This is a genomic window from Kocuria rhizosphaericola, assembly GCF_044462205.1.
Classification (GTDB): domain Bacteria; phylum Actinomycetota; class Actinomycetes; order Actinomycetales; family Micrococcaceae; genus Kocuria; species Kocuria rhizosphaericola.
This window is the reverse complement of sequence record NZ_JBISWK010000141.1, coordinates 16,862-30,123: the sequence shown is the minus strand read 5'-3', so window position 1 is coordinate 30,123 and position 13,262 is coordinate 16,862. Positions and strand designations below refer to the sequence as shown.

Annotated in this window: 12 protein-coding genes; 6 read left to right on the top strand and 6 right to left on the bottom strand. The window is 74.2% G+C overall.

What is annotated here, in order from left to right; genetic code table 11:
- Positions 1–2: 2 nt before the first annotated feature.
- Together ACH9D2_RS14600 and ACH9D2_RS14595 are read left to right on the top strand one after the other, a co-directional pair.
- Entirely contained in the window at positions 3–905 is a 903-nt protein-coding gene (locus ACH9D2_RS14600; protein WP_396363535.1) for an SDR family oxidoreductase, read from the top strand.
- Between the two features lie 35 nt (positions 906–940).
- Positions 941–1,366, top strand: a complete 426-nt coding sequence (locus tag ACH9D2_RS14595; protein ID WP_396363534.1) for a ChaB family protein — start codon at positions 941–943, stop codon at positions 1,364–1,366.
- Between the two features lie 17 nt (positions 1,367–1,383).
- Here the strand turns inward: ACH9D2_RS14595 and ACH9D2_RS14590 are convergent, their stop codons facing one another.
- Together ACH9D2_RS14590 and ACH9D2_RS14585 are read right to left on the bottom strand one after the other, a co-directional pair.
- On the bottom strand, positions 1,384–2,658 hold the full coding sequence (locus ACH9D2_RS14590; RefSeq protein WP_396363533.1) for an FG-GAP-like repeat-containing protein: 1,275 nt from the start codon (positions 2,656–2,658) through the stop codon (positions 1,384–1,386).
- 100 nt (positions 2,659–2,758) lie between these two features.
- Positions 2,759–3,511, bottom strand: a complete 753-nt coding sequence (locus ACH9D2_RS14585) for a TSUP family transporter (protein ID WP_396363532.1) — start codon at positions 3,509–3,511, stop codon at positions 2,759–2,761.
- A 124-nt stretch (positions 3,512–3,635) separates the two neighbouring features.
- Between ACH9D2_RS14585 and ACH9D2_RS14580 the strand changes: the two genes are divergently transcribed.
- Positions 3,636–5,099, top strand: coding sequence for an aldehyde dehydrogenase family protein (locus tag ACH9D2_RS14580; RefSeq protein WP_396363531.1), 1,464 nt, complete (start codon positions 3,636–3,638; stop codon positions 5,097–5,099).
- 16 nt (positions 5,100–5,115) lie between these two features.
- Positions 5,116–6,801, top strand: a complete 1,686-nt coding sequence (locus tag ACH9D2_RS14575) for a RecQ family ATP-dependent DNA helicase (RefSeq protein ID WP_396363530.1) — start codon at positions 5,116–5,118, stop codon at positions 6,799–6,801.
- A gap of 18 nt (positions 6,802–6,819) precedes the next feature.
- Here ACH9D2_RS14575 and ACH9D2_RS14570 read toward each other — a convergent pair whose 3' ends face one another.
- Positions 6,820–7,377 carry a dihydrofolate reductase family protein gene (locus ACH9D2_RS14570; protein WP_396363529.1) on the bottom strand — a complete coding sequence of 186 codons (558 nt, stop codon included), beginning with the start codon at positions 7,375–7,377 and terminating at the stop codon, positions 6,820–6,822.
- Positions 7,378–7,572: 195 nt separating this feature from the next.
- Here ACH9D2_RS14570 and ACH9D2_RS14565 point away from each other — a divergent pair, with 195 nt between their 5' ends.
- A complete protein-coding gene (locus ACH9D2_RS14565) occupies positions 7,573–8,796 on the top strand; it encodes an FAD-dependent oxidoreductase (protein WP_396363528.1) in 1,224 nt (407 codons plus the stop codon).
- Positions 8,797–8,829: 33 nt separating this feature from the next.
- Here ACH9D2_RS14565 and ACH9D2_RS14560 read toward each other — a convergent pair whose 3' ends face one another.
- Entirely contained in the window at positions 8,830–9,375 is a 546-nt protein-coding gene (locus ACH9D2_RS14560; RefSeq protein WP_396363527.1) for a TetR family transcriptional regulator, read from the bottom strand.
- Between the two features lie 122 nt (positions 9,376–9,497).
- Here ACH9D2_RS14560 and ACH9D2_RS14555 point away from each other — a divergent pair, with 122 nt between their 5' ends.
- A complete protein-coding gene (locus tag ACH9D2_RS14555; protein WP_396363526.1) occupies positions 9,498–11,009 on the top strand; it encodes an MFS transporter in 1,512 nt (503 codons plus the stop codon).
- Here the strand turns inward: ACH9D2_RS14555 and ACH9D2_RS14550 are convergent.
- Positions 10,972–12,525 carry an FAD-dependent monooxygenase gene (locus ACH9D2_RS14550; RefSeq protein ID WP_396363525.1) on the bottom strand — a complete coding sequence of 518 codons (1,554 nt, stop codon included), beginning with the start codon at positions 12,523–12,525 and terminating at the stop codon, positions 10,972–10,974. The two genes, ACH9D2_RS14555 and ACH9D2_RS14550, sit on opposite strands and share 38 nt — an antisense overlap.
- Positions 12,522–13,118, bottom strand: coding sequence for a hypothetical protein (locus ACH9D2_RS14545; protein WP_396363524.1), 597 nt, complete (start codon positions 13,116–13,118; stop codon positions 12,522–12,524). The genes ACH9D2_RS14550 and ACH9D2_RS14545 overlap by 4 nt, the downstream gene beginning before the upstream one ends.
- Positions 13,119–13,262 lie beyond the last annotated feature (144 nt).

Below are 13,262 nucleotides of genomic sequence, written 5' to 3'. Positions count from 1 at the left end.
ACATGCCAGAGGCACCCGTCTCCCAGCACGCCCGAGCGATGGCCGACGCCGAGGGCGGGATGCCCGAGCAGCAGCAGGCGCTCCCGGGCCTGACCGCCGCCATGGACCCCGTGCCCGACCACGGGGAGGCGTCCTGGGAGGGCCGCGGCCGGCTCGAGGGGCTCAAGGCCCTGATCACCGGAGGGGACTCCGGGATCGGCCGGGCCGTGGCGATCGCGTTCGCCCGTGAGGGCGCCGACGTCGCGATCAACTACCTCCCCGACGAGCAGGAGGACGCCCAGGACGTGGTGGGGTGGATCGAGAAGGCCGGTCGCACGGCCGTGCTGGTCCCCGGCGACGTGCGCGAGGAGCAGAGCTGCCAGGACATCGTGGACCGGGCGGTCGAGGGGCTCGGCGGGCTCGACGTGGTCGTGAACAACGCGGGCTTCCACTGGGCCCGCGGCGAGTCCGGGCTCAAGGGGCTCGCCACGGAGGACCTCGAGCGGGCCGTGCGCACCAACCTCTACGGCACCCTCTGGATCAGCCGCGCGGCGCTGCCGCACCTCGGCCGCGGGGACAGCATCATCAACACCACGTCCGTGCAGGCCTACGACCCGTCGGTGTCGATGCTCGACTACGCCGCGACGAAGGCCGCCCTCAACAACGTCACCGCCAACCTCGCCGCCGAGCTCGGCCCCGAGGGCATCCGCGTCAACGCGGTGGCCCCCGGGCCGGTGTGGACCCCCCTGGGGCCGGCCACCAAGAAGCCCGGGGCGGTCGCGAACATGGGCAAGGAGACGCCCCTGGGGCGGGTCGCCCAGCCCGCGGAGCTGGCCGGCGCCTACGTCTTCCTGGCCAGCCCGGCCGAGGCCAGCTACGTCAGCGGCATCGTCCTCGGCGTCACCGGCGGCATGCCCGTCTTCTGAGCGGCGCCCCCACACCCCTACGGAAGGAGCACATCGTGCCCAAGACCGGCAAGGACGACCACGCCAAGAAGAGTGAGCTGCCCTCCACCCTGCAGCGCTCGGGGCAGAAGGCGCAGGACACGTTCGCCAAGACCTACGACTCCGCGCTCGAGGAGTACGGCGAGGAGGAGCGAGCGGCGCGCACGGCCTACAGCGCGCTCAAGCACACCCACGAGAAGGTCGGCGACCACTGGGAGGGCAAGGAGGAGTACGGGCCCTCCGACGAGCACGCCGCGGGCGGCCGCGACTCCCGTGCGGAGACCGCCGGCGGGGTCGACGCCAACGCCTCGAAGCAGCACCTCTACGAGGTGGCGAAGCGGCTCGGTGTCGAGGGGCGCTCCTACATGACCAAGAAGGAGCTCGTCGACGCGATCCGGAAGGCCAGCGACGCCGCGACCCGCAGGGCGCGTGAGGACGGCTGATCCTCTGCCCCCGGGGGTCACCCGGAGAAGCTCAGCCACTCCGTGACCGCGGTGCCCCGCTCGCCGAAGCCCACGACCTCCAGGAGGCCGTCCCCGGTGACGTCCGCCGGCTGACGCAGGTGGCGGCCCGGTCGCCAGCCCTGGTGCCAGCCGTAATCGCTCAGGTTGCGCGTGGAGACCGCGAAGTTCCCGTCGAACCCGGCATAGGACACGAAGGTGCCGGAGTTGCCGAAGCCCACGATCTCGGCCCGGCCGTCTCCGTTCAGGTCGACGACCTCCCGCTGGTGACGATCGGGCCGCCAGCGCTGCGCCGCACCGAAGTCCCGCAGCGTCATCGACGGCGCACCGAAGGTCCCGTCCGCCTCTCCGTGCGAGACCCACACCCCGGCGTGGCCGAAGCCCACGACGTCGGCGCGGCCGTCCGCGTTCACGTCCGCCACGTGCCGGGGATGGCGCTCGACGCGCCAGCCCTGGGCGCGGCCGAACTCGCGCAGCACGAGAGCGGGGGCGGAGAAGGTCCCGTCGGCGCGACCCCGAGCCACCTGCACCCCGGCGTCCCCGAAGCCGACGGCGTCGAGCACGCCGTCGCCGGTGACGTCGGCGAGCTGCCGGACGTGGAGGTCGGGGCGCCAGCCCTGGTTCCAGCCGAAGTCCGCCAGCCGGCGTGTCGAGGGTGAGAAGGCGGTCGGGCTCCCGGAGGCCGCCTGGATCCCGTGGTTCCCGAAGCCGACGACGTCGACCAGCCCGTCCCCCTGGAGGTCGGCCAGCTCCCGGACGTGGCGGTCGGTGCGCCAGCCCTGGTCCACCCCGAAGTCCCGCACCGTCGCCTCCGGCCCGCGCGGTGCCGTCAGGGTGCCGCCGGGGCCGGCGTCGGAGACGAACAGCCCGCGGTTGCCGAAGCCCACGACGTCATCCGTGCCGTTCGCGTCGAGGTCGGCCAGCATCCGAGGATGGAGCCTCGTGCGCCAGCCCTGGGCCACCCCGAAGTCCCGCAGCACCAGGCCCGCGCCCGTCAGCTCGGCGGTCTCGCCGCCGAGGGCCAGATGCACACCGCGGTCGCCGATCCCGACGACGTCCGCGTGCCCGTCACCGTTGACGTCCCCCGTTCCCCGGACGTGGCGATCGGTGCGCCACCCCTGCGCCCAGCCGAAGTCGAGGTGCGTGATGGGGGCCCGGTCCCGGTCCGCCGGCGTGTGCTGGTCCGCGGTGGCGGGCGACGCGGCGGCCGGGCCGGCCGCCAGCGCCGCGGCGGTCGTTGCGGCGAGGAGCACAGTGCGGATCCGGCGTCTCATGGCGTCCCTCCGATGTCGGTGCGCACAGCGTAGGGCCGTGTCGTGGCGCCGCGTCTCCCGGACGCGCACGTTTCTGATTGCTACTCCTGCCTCCGAGGACTCAGAGGACGCCCAGGAGCCCGCGCACCAGCGTGATCGCGCCGCCCAGTCCCGCGAGGACGAGCGCGATCGTGCGCGCGGCGCTCAGGGGCACGCGGCGGGCGACGACCCCGCCGATCCGCACGCCCAGCACCACCGTGAGGACCACGCCGGGCGCCACCCACCACGGCGGCATCCCGTCCGTGCCGGCCGCCCCGAGCAGCGTCTTGGTGAGCACGGACAGGGCGCCCATCGTCATGAACACCGGTTGCAGGGTCGCGGCGAAGGAGCGCTGCTCCCAGTGGGCCAGGCGGGAGTGGATCACCATGACCGGGCCGGCCACCCCCGCGGTGGTGTTGAAGAACCCCCCGATCGCCCCGGCGAGCACCGTGGGCAGCCGCCCCGGCCAATGGGGCAGCCGGGGGAGCCCGAACATGGTGGTCAGGGCCAGCAGCACCACGCCGCCCACCACCACCTGCAGCCAGGCGGCGGGCAGCTCGCGCACCACGAGCGCCGCCGGCACGGCGCCCACCGCGGCGGCCGGGGCGATGAGGGCGTAGCGCCGCCAGTCCACGTGGCGCCACACCGAGAGCATGATGAGGAAACCGGAGACGGTCGTCGTCGCGTTGGTCACGAGCACGCCCGTGGCGGGGCCCAGCAGCAGCGCGAGGGTCGGGGCCACCACGAGGCCGACCCCGGTGCCCGAGACGCGCTGCAGGACCGAGCCCACGAGGATCGCGAGGGCGGCGACGACGATGATCTCCACGGGTCCCATTCTGCGCCCCCGTCCGCCCGGTCCCGGTCCGCACACAGCCCGTCGTGGCACTTCCCGGATCCGCTCAGTACCCTTGCTGTCATGCCAGGTCCCCTGTGGGACGACGACGATCGGAAGGTGCGCCGTGAGCATCACCCGAGACCTGATCATCAATGGCGAGCACGTGCCCGCCCTCAGCGGGCGGACCGCCGAGGACGTCAACCCCTACACGGGCGAGGTCTACGCCACGGTCGCCGCGGGCGGCCCCGAGGACGTGACCCGCGCCGTCGACGCCGCCGCGGCCGCCTCCGAGGAGTGGGCGGGAATGACCCCCAGCGCCCGCCGGCGGATCTTCCTGCGCGCGGCCGACCTGTTCGAGGAGCGCATCGAGGAGGGCGCCGACATCATGGCACGGGAGGTCGGCGGCGTGCGCGGCTGGGCGGAGTTCAACACCCACCTGGCCGCCAACATCCTCCGCGAGGCCGCCGGGGCCACGACCCTGCCCCAGGGCGAGGTGCTCGCCACCGACCTGCCGGGGGTGCGCTCGATGTCGGTGCGCCAGCCCTACGGGGTGGTCGCCGCGATCTCCCCCTGGAACGCCCCCTTCATCCTGGGGATGCGCTCCATCGCCGTGCCCCTGGCCGTGGGCAACACCGTGGTCCTGAAGCCCAGCGAGGACGCGCCCCTGGCCTGCGGCCTGTTCCTCGCCGACGCCCTGGTCGACGCCGGACTGCCCGCCGGCGCGCTGAACGTGGTGACCAACGACCGCGCGGACGCCGCGGACGTCGTCTCGGCGCTGATCTCCGACCGGCGGGTGCGGATCGTCAACTTCACCGGCTCCACCGCCGTGGGCCGCACCATCGGAACGCTCGCGGCGCAGCACCTCAAGCCCGCCGTGCTGGAACTCGGCGGCAAGAACAGCCTGGTGGTGCTCGCGGACGCCGACCTCGACTACGCGGTCGACGCCGCGGCCTTCGGCGCCTACATGAACGCCGGGCAGATCTGCATGTCCGTGGACCGCGTGCTCGTGGACCGCAGCATCGCCGAGGAGTTCACCGAGAAGTTCGCCGAGAAGGTCAAGGACCTGCCCACCGGGGACCCGACCGACCCGGCCACCGTCATCGGCCCCGCGGTCAACGCCCGGGCCGCCGAGCGGCAGTACGGGCTCATCGAGGACGCCGTGGCCAAGGGGGCCGTGGTGCGCGCTGGTGGTCACCGGCTCGAGAACTCGCTCGTGCCCGCGACCGTCCTCACCGAGATCACCCCGGCGATGGACATCTTCCACGACGAGATCTTCGGCGCCATCACGACCGTCTTCGAGGTGGACGGCCCGGACGAGGCCGTGGAGTTCGCGAACAACACCAACTACGGTCTCACCGCCGGCGTCATCACCGAAGACCTCGGCGCGGGCATGGCCGTGGCGAAGCGGCTCCGGACCGGGATCGTGCACGTCAACGACCAGTCCGTCTCCGACGAGCCGCAGGCCCCCTTCGGCGGGATCCAGGAGTCCGGGTACGGCAAGTTCGGCGGCCAGGCCGGCGTCGAGTCGTTCAGCGAGCGGCGGTGGATCACCGTCCAGGAGGAGGGCCACGCCCGGTTCCCGTTCTGAGCGGGGGAGCGCGCCCATGAGCGCGCACCAGCGCACCGCTCCGGTCTCCGCGGACCGGCTCCGGGAGGTGGCCGCGGCCCGCTTCGGCATCGAGGAGTTCCGGGAAGGCCAGCTCGAGGCGATGGAGGCGGCGGCCACCGGCCGAGACGTTCTCGCGGTGATGCCCACCGGCCACGGAAAGTCCGCGATCTACCAGGTCCCGGGCGCCGCCCTGCCCGGGACCGCCGTGGTGGTCTCCCCGTTGATCGCCCTCCAGCAGGACCAGGTCGAGGCGATCAACGAGGACCTCGGGGCGGAGGTCGCCTTCGCGCTGAACTCGGCCGTGGGGGCGCGCCGCGAGCGTGCCGCATGGGAGGCCGTGGCGCGCGGGGACGCGAAGTTCCTCTTCCTGGCCCCCGAGCAGCTGGCCCGGGAGGAGACGACGCGGCGGCTCGCCGCGCACCGGCCGTCCCTGTTCGTGGTGGACGAGGCACACTGCATCTCCTCGTGGGGCCACGACTTCCGTCCCGACTACCTCGTGCTCCGGGAGGCGGTCGAGCGACTGGGGCGCCCGCCCGTCGTCGCCCTGACCGCCACCGCGTCCCCGCACACCCGGGCCGAGATCGTCGACCGGCTGGGCCTGCGCGACCCCCTGGTCCTGGTGCACAGCTTCGACCGGCCCAACATCGAGCTGCGGGTGGTGCGGCACCACCAGTCCTCCGACAAGCGCCGGGCGGTGCTCGAGGAGGTCTCCGGGCTCGTGGGGCCGGGGCTCGTCTACGTCGCGACCCGCAGGGAGACGGAGGACTACGCCGCCGGGCTCGCCCGGCGCGGCGTGCGCGCCGAGGCCTACCACGCGGGGCGCCGGCGGTCCGACCGGGACGAGGTGCACGCCCGGTTCCACGGCGACGAGCTCGACGTGGTGGTGGCCACCACCGCGTTCGGGATGGGCATCGACAAGCCGGACGTGCGCTTCGTGGTGCACGCGGACGTCCCCGACTCCCTGGACAGCTACTACCAGGAGATCGGCCGCGCCGGCCGGGACGGGAGGCCGGCCCTCGCCGTGCTGCACTACCGCTCCGAGGACCTCGGTCTCCAGCAGTACTTCGCCGGCGCCGCCCCCGAGCGGGAGGACCTCGAGCAGGTCTTCCGCGCGGTCCACCGGCACGGGCCGGTCCGGGCCCGGGAGCTGCGCGAGCACACCGGGCTCGGCCCCCGCGCCCAGGCCCGGGCCCTGCACCTCCTCGAGCACAGCGGCGGCGTGCTCGCCCAGCACCAGGGCTACCGTGCCGTGGAGGGGGCCACGCCGGAGGCCGCCGTCGCCGCCGCGCTCGCGGAGGCCGAAGCCCGGCACCGGATCGACCGGTCGCGGATCGACATGATGCGCGGCTACGCCGAGACCGACGGGTGCCGGCGGGACTGGCTGCTCAACTACTTCGGCGAGGAGACCGGCGGCTGGTGCGGCAACTGCGACAACTGCGCGGAGACAGGGTCCGCCGCCGAGGCCGAGGAACGGGCCGCCGCCACCCCGCACGGCTGGGAGATCCAGACCCCGGTCGTCCACCGCGAGTGGGGCCACGGGATCGTGATGGGCGCGGAGCCGGACCGGATCATCGTCCTGTTCGACTCGGTGGGGTACAAGGAGCTCTCGCTGCGGCTCGTCCAGGAGCACGAGGGCCTGCTGGAGCGCGGCCCGGTGGAGCGGCGGGAAGGAGGGGCGTGAGCCGGCGGGTGCGGCCGGTCAGCGCACGACGTCGTAGACGGCCTTGAGGACGCCGTTGGCGTAGGCCTCGTGCTCGACCAGATCGAGCGTGCGGAACGTGTCGGCGGCGTCGTCGAAGAGACGGCGGCCCGCGCCGAGCAGCACGGGGAACACCAGCAGGTGGTACCGGTCCACGAGGTCCGCGGCGGCGAGGCCCTTGGCCAGGGTGGCGCTGCCGTGCACCAGGACGGTGCCGTCGAGCGTCTCCTTCAGCCGGGCGACCTCGTCGAGGGAGCGCAGCACGGAGGTGTTGTGCCACTGCGGGTCCTCCAGGGTGGAGGAGACCACGTACTTGGGCATCGCGTTGTACTCCGCGAACTCCTCCATCGACGGCCAGACCGGCGCGAACTCGTCGTAGCTGACCCGGCCCATCAGCATCGCCGACGCCTCCTTCTGCTCCCGGTCCTTGAGCTCGTAGGCGGCCTCCTCGTAGGCGACGTGCCGGAACGTCCAGCCGGCGTGCGGGTGCGGGCCGCCGCCGGGGGAGTCGACGACGCCGTCGAGGGTGATGAACTCGGTGATGATCAGCGTTCCCATGGAGATCTCCTGTCGATGCGGTCGCCGCTCGGGCGTGCGGTTCCCACTCTGGTGCTCCCGTGCGGCGGTGGGAAGGGTGCGGCGGGGCATGACGCGCTCGGCCGGCGCGCAGGCCTCGCCGGGCTCTTGCGCGTCCGGCACCCCGGTGGGATCGTCGGCAGGGACGGCGGTTCGGCGAGGTTCCGGGAGGCACCCGTGGCGGAGCAGACGACGGAGCAGGTGCGGACCACGTGCTGCGTGGTGGGCGGTGGCCCGGCCGGACTGATGGCCGGGGTGCTGCTCGCGAGGCAGGGCGTGGACGTGGTCGTGCTGGAGAAGCACGTGGACTTCCTGCGCGACTTCCGCGGCGACACCCTGCACCCCTCCACCCTGGAGGTGATGGCCGAGCTCGGCTGGCTCGAGGACGTCCTGGCGCTGCCGCACACCCGCGTGGAGCGCGCCACGGTCGCCCTCGGCGGGGAGACGGTCGTGGTCGGCCGGTTCGACCGGCTGCCCGTGCGCTGCCCGTTCATCGCATTCCTGCCGCAGTGGGACTTCCTGGACCTGCTCGCCGAGAAGGGCGAGGCGCTGCCCGGCTTCCGGCTGCTGCGCTCCACGGCCGCCGACGGCCTGCTCGTCGAGGGCGGCCGGTGCACCGGCGTCACGGCGCACGACGACGACGGGGCACGGGTGCAGATCCGGGCCGAGCTGGTCCTGGCCGCCGACGGCCGCGACTCCGTGCTGCGGGCCGCGGCCGGGCTGACCCCGGTGGCCTCGCCGTCCCGGATGGACGTGCTGTGGTTCCGCGTGCCCCGCGACGAGGGCCAGGAGCAGCCGCTGTTCAACGCGGGGGACGGCGCGGTGGTCGCGCTGCCGCGCACCGGCTACTGGCAGGCCGCCATGATCGTGCGGGCCGGCGAGCACGACGCGCTGCGCGCCCAGGGTCTGGAGGTCTTCCGGGACCGGGTGCACGAGCTCGCCCCCGGGCTGGGGGAGGGGCTCGACACGATCGAGGACTGGGAGCAGGTGAAGCTGCTGCGCGTGCGCGTGGACCGGCTGCGCCGCTGGTGGCGGCCCGGGATCCTGTTCCTCGGCGACGCCGCCCACGCGATGTCCCCGGCCGGCGGCGTGGGCATCAACCTCGCGATCCAGGACGCGGTGGCTGCGGCGAACATCCTGGGCCCGCGTCTGCTGCGCGGCCGGGTGCGGGCGCGGGACCTCGCGCGGGTGCAGCGCCGGCGGGCGTGGCCGGCGCGCGCCACCCAGTTGTTCCAGCTCGTGCTGGCCCGCCGGCTGGTGCCCGCCCGGCCCGGGCAGACACCGCGGCCTCCGCTGCCGCTGGGGGTGGTGCGGGCCCTGCCGTTCCTGCCCCACGTGACGGGACGGGCCATCGGCATCGGCCTCCGGCCCGAGCACGTCCGCCCGCCGGCCCGCGGCTGAGGGGCTCCGTCCCGTCCGGGCGGGACAGTGCGCTCAGGGGCGCGGGCTGAGCCGGTCCACCGCGGCCAGGAGGTTCTCCAGGATGGTGTGCCGCTGCCCGCTGTCGTCGGGCAGCAGTCCGATCGAGGCGTTGTGGTAGAGCCCGTCGCCCATCTGCTGGACCGCGGTTGCCACCACCGGGTCTCCCACGTCCGCGAGGATCAGCTCGTACCACGCCTCCTCGAGCCGCTTGAGGGCGGCGCGGGCGTTCTCGTCCCCGGCCTGGACCAGGCGGGAGGCCACGATCAGGGCCCGGTCGAGCCGGCTGTCCTCGAACAGGGACGTGACGAGGAAGTAGCGGGCGGCCCCGTCCGGCGCCGCTGCCATGCCCTCGAGGTCCAGGCGCATGAGCTCCTCGAGCCGCTGCAGCGTGGCGTCCACGAGGGCCTGGCGGTGCGGGAAGTGGTAGAGCAGACCCCCCTTGGACACGCCGGCGGCGGTGGCGACGGCGTCGAGGGTCGCGGCGCGCTCGCCGTCGTCGAGGACGATCTGCTCGAAGGCGGCCAGGAGCTTGTCCCGGGCCACGGGTGGGCGTGGCATGTGAGGAAGACCTCCCTGGGTCGGACGTGGTGCCCATTGTGCCAGCCCGTCCATAACTGTACCGTCTAGACGGTACAGTTATTGAGGCTGTCCGATCCGATCCGTCTCCCCGGAGGTGAACCATGACCACTCTGCTGACGCCCCGCCCCACGGCCGGTGCGCGCGAATGGGCCGCGCTCGCGGTCCTGATGATGCCCGTCCTGCTCGTGTCGGTCGACAACACGGCGCTGAGCTTCGCGCTGCCCACCATCTCCCAGGCGCTGCACCCCACCGGGACGCAGCTGCTGTGGATCGTGGACGTCTATCCCCTCGTGCTCGCCGGCCTGCTCATCCCCATGGGGGCCCTGGGGGACCGGATCGGCCGCCGGCGGCTGCTGCTGATCGGCGGCACGGGCTTCGCCGCCGTCTCCGCGGCGTCGGCCTTCGCGCCCACCGCCGAGCTGCTCGTGGCGGGGCGGGCCGCGATGGGGCTCTTCGGCGCGATGCTGATGCCCGCCACGCTGTCCCTGCTGCGCAACATCTTCCTGGACCCGGGCCAGCGCCGGATCGCCATCGCGGTGTGGGCCGGCGGCTTCAGCGGGGGTGCCGCGCTCGGACCGATCGTCGGCGGCTTCCTGCTCAACCACTTCTGGTGGGGCTCGGTGTTCCTGATGTCCGTGCCGGTGCTGCTGCCCCTGCTCGTGCTCGGCCCCGTGCTGGTGCCGGAGTCGCGCGACCCCCGGCCCGGACCCGTGGACGTCCCGTCCGTGCTGCTCGCCATGCTCGCCATGACCCCCGTGGTCTACGGCATCAAGGCGGCGACGGCCTCCGGGGAGCTCTTCCACGGCCTGCTCAGCGCGGCCTTCGGCGTGCTGGCCGGCGTGCTGTTCGTCCGGCGCCAGGCGGTCCTGGCGCACCCCGTGCTCGACCTCGCCCTGTTCCGGCACCCGGGCTTCACGGGCGGCGTGACCGTCAACGTCCTCGGCAACGTGGGACTCTACGGCTTCCTGTTCATGCTGACGCAGTACCTGCAGCTCGTGGTCGGGCTCGACCCGATGACCGCGGGCGTGACCATGGTCCCGGGACTCGTCCTCACGGTCCTCGCCGGCTTCCTCGCGGTGCGGGCGGTGCGGTGGCTGACCCCGCGGACCGTGATCACGGCGGGGATGCTCCTGTCCGCGGTCGGCTTCCTCGTGGTCGCCCTCGCGGACCTCTCCGCCGGCGCCGTGGTGGTCCTCGTGGCCTTCTGCCTGGTCGGCACCGGGATCGGGCTCGCCGAGACGCTCTCCAACGACCTGGTCCTCACGGCGGCCCCGCCGCACAAGGCCGGAGCGGCCTCGGCGATCTCGGAGACCGGCTACGAGGTCGGTGCGGTGCTCGGCACGGCCGTGCTCGGCGGGCTGCTGACCGCGTTCTACCAGCGCCACCTCGACCTGCCCGCGGCCCTGGGTGCCGGATCGTCCGCCGCAGCGCACGAGACCCTCGGCGGAGCCGTCGGGATCGCGGAGGGCGCGGGGGAGCTCGGTCCCGCCGTGCGGGAGGCGGCGTTCGCCGCCTTCACCGCCGGCATGCACTGGACGGCAGTGGTCATGACCGCCGTGGTGGTCCTGGCGGCGTTCACGGTCGCCCGCGTGCTGCGGCCAGCCACGCGCTGACCTGCCCGCCGTCGATCCGTGCCGCGCGCAGGCCCACATGCCCGTCCGGGCGCACCACCGTGCCGCCCTCACCTGGCCGGTCCTCGAGCCGGTGCACCTGGACGCCGGGCCCCAGCGCCGCGGCGTCCAGGTCGGGGGCCGAGCGTTCCAGCAGCACGTGGAACCCGGGGGCGGCCGTGAGCCCGTGCAACCGCACGGCCGGGGCACCACAGCGCACGAGCGCGTCCGGCAGCCGGTCCCCGGCCCGGGGCTTCCCGCGGACCCGTCCCGCGGTGACCGACAGCGGGCTCCTCCGGTAGCGGACGTGGAACTGGGCGAGCACCCCCAGCCCGGCGGCCGTCAGCCGGGGGCGCCCCAGCAGGGCCGATGCCGCCGGGGCGCCCAGCGGTGCCAGGCGACCGCGCACGAACCGGGGCAGCCGGCCGGTGCCGGCCTCGCCCCAGAACATGGCGTGCGTCAGGGCCAGCACCTGGCGGTCGACGGGACGGCGTTCCAGCTCGTAGGAGTCCAGGAGCGCCTCCCGGGCGGTGCCGCCCGCCCTCGGGTCGACGGCGCCGGCCAGCTTCCAGCCCAGGTTCAGTGCGTCGAGGATGCCGGTGTTCATGCCCTGCCCGCCCGCGGGGGAGTGGGCGTGGGCGGCGTCCCCCACCAAGAACACGTCGCCCTGCCGGAACCGGTCCGCCACCCGGTGCTGGAGCCTGACCCGGGAGGACCAGGCCGTCCGGACCAGCTGGACCGGCAGTCCCGAGGCGTCGAGCACGGATCGGAGCTCCTGGTCCGGGACCGGCGGGCCGGGCTGGCCGAAAGGGGTCTCGAACGGGGTCGAGCGCGTGGTCGCCAGCAGTCGCCACGGTGCGTGCTCGCCGATCGGGAAGAGGAACACGAGTCCGTCCGCCGCGGCCACGACGTGGGCCCGCCCCGGGCGCAGACCGTCCAGCTCGAGGTCCGCGAGCAGGATCTCCTGCCGGTAGGGGCCGCCGCGCCAGGGCACACCGGTCGTGGCCCGCACGGCGCTGGCGGGCCCGTCGCACCCGGCCAGGCAACGGAAGGAGGCCTCCTCCGAGGTCCCGCCGCGGCGCAGGCCCGCCCGGTGACCGACCCTGCCCACGAACTCGGTGCCCCGCTCCACGGTCACCCCCCGCCGGGCCAGGGCCTCGTCCAGCACGGACTCGGCCTCGGCCTGGCGCACCAGCACCGGGTGCGGGAACGCGGTGCCCGGCAGGACGACGTCGTCGAGCCGGGCCGTGACCACGCGCGCGCCGAGGTGCAGGTCCACCACGGGCGAGGTGTCGGCGCGGGCCAGCAGCTCGTCCACGACCCCCAGGGGGCGCAGACCTTCGAGGGCGCGCGGATGCAGGATGAGGGCGCGGGACGGCCGGAACCGCTCGGGGCGTCGCTCGACGACCCGCACCCGCGCCCCGTGGTCGTGCGCGGACAGGGCGAGGGCCAGACCGCTCGGACCGGCCCCGACCACGAGCACATCGGCGGGGTCCTCCGCCCCGGCCTCCGGCGTCATGGCATCGGGGACGGGTCCACGGAGGTGAGCACGCCCCACGCGGGCGCGCCGTGGTCCGCCATCAGGTCCGGTGTCTGCAGCACCTCGTCGCGGCGCAGGCCGGGGAAGACCACCGCCTGCACCGACGCCGGCTCGCTGACCAGGCTGAGCACCCGTCCCAGGGCCCGCACGTAGTCGTGGGCACGCTCCGGGCCGTCCCACTCGTAGAGGCCGCGGTAGCGGTCCTGGTCGTCGTGAGCCGTCCAGAGCTTCGAGACGAACCCTGGGAAGCCCGCGAACAACGGGGTGTTGAGCTCGCTCTCCCAGCGGAACAGGGCGTGCGCCCGGCCCCGCACCGCCCGCAGCCGGAAGGCGACGACGAGCACGACCGGCTCGCGGGGATGCTCTCCGTCCACCGCGGTCTCGCGGTAGACGCGGGAGCCCGTCCCGTCGGCGAAGCTCAGGCGCGCTCCCCGGTGGTCCGCCGGCTGGTGCAGGCGCCGCTCCGCGAGGAGAGCGGCCGTGGAGGCCACGGACGCCGCCACGGCCCGGGCCGCAGGGCTGGTCCCCAGGAACGGGCGGGTGATCGTCTGTGCTGTGCGTGGTGCTGCCATCGGATGCTCCGCCTCCGCCGTGGGCATGGTCGGAGATGCCAGTGTAGGTCCGGGACGTCCCACCCGGCCCCGGACCGGGCGACGCCGCCGGATTGTTGCGCGGATCCGCGCGCTTCGTGGGACGTAGGCTCGGCGGCAGGGGCC

Excerpts from the sequence above, each read along its gene's own strand:
- ACH9D2_RS14590 (WP_396363533.1), bottom strand. The coding sequence starts at position 2,658 with ATGAGACGCCGGATCCGCACTGTGCTCCTCGCCGCAACGACCGCCGCG.
- ACH9D2_RS14555 (WP_396363526.1), top strand. The coding sequence starts at position 9,498 with ATGACCACTCTGCTGACGCCCCGCCCCACGGCCGGTGCGCGCGAATGG.
- ACH9D2_RS14600 (WP_396363535.1), top strand. The coding sequence starts at position 3 with ATGCCAGAGGCACCCGTCTCCCAGCACGCCCGAGCGATGGCCGACGCC.
- ACH9D2_RS14545 (WP_396363524.1), bottom strand. The coding sequence starts at position 13,118 with ATGGCAGCACCACGCACAGCACAGACGATCACCCGCCCGTTCCTGGGG.
- ACH9D2_RS14550 (WP_396363525.1), bottom strand. The coding sequence starts at position 12,525 with ATGACGCCGGAGGCCGGGGCGGAGGACCCCGCCGATGTGCTCGTGGTC.
- ACH9D2_RS14570 (WP_396363529.1), bottom strand. The coding sequence starts at position 7,377 with ATGGGAACGCTGATCATCACCGAGTTCATCACCCTCGACGGCGTCGTC.
- ACH9D2_RS14575 (WP_396363530.1), top strand. The coding sequence starts at position 5,116 with ATGAGCGCGCACCAGCGCACCGCTCCGGTCTCCGCGGACCGGCTCCGG.
- ACH9D2_RS14585 (WP_396363532.1), bottom strand. The coding sequence starts at position 3,511 with ATGGGACCCGTGGAGATCATCGTCGTCGCCGCCCTCGCGATCCTCGTG.
- ACH9D2_RS14560 (WP_396363527.1), bottom strand. The coding sequence starts at position 9,375 with ATGCCACGCCCACCCGTGGCCCGGGACAAGCTCCTGGCCGCCTTCGAG.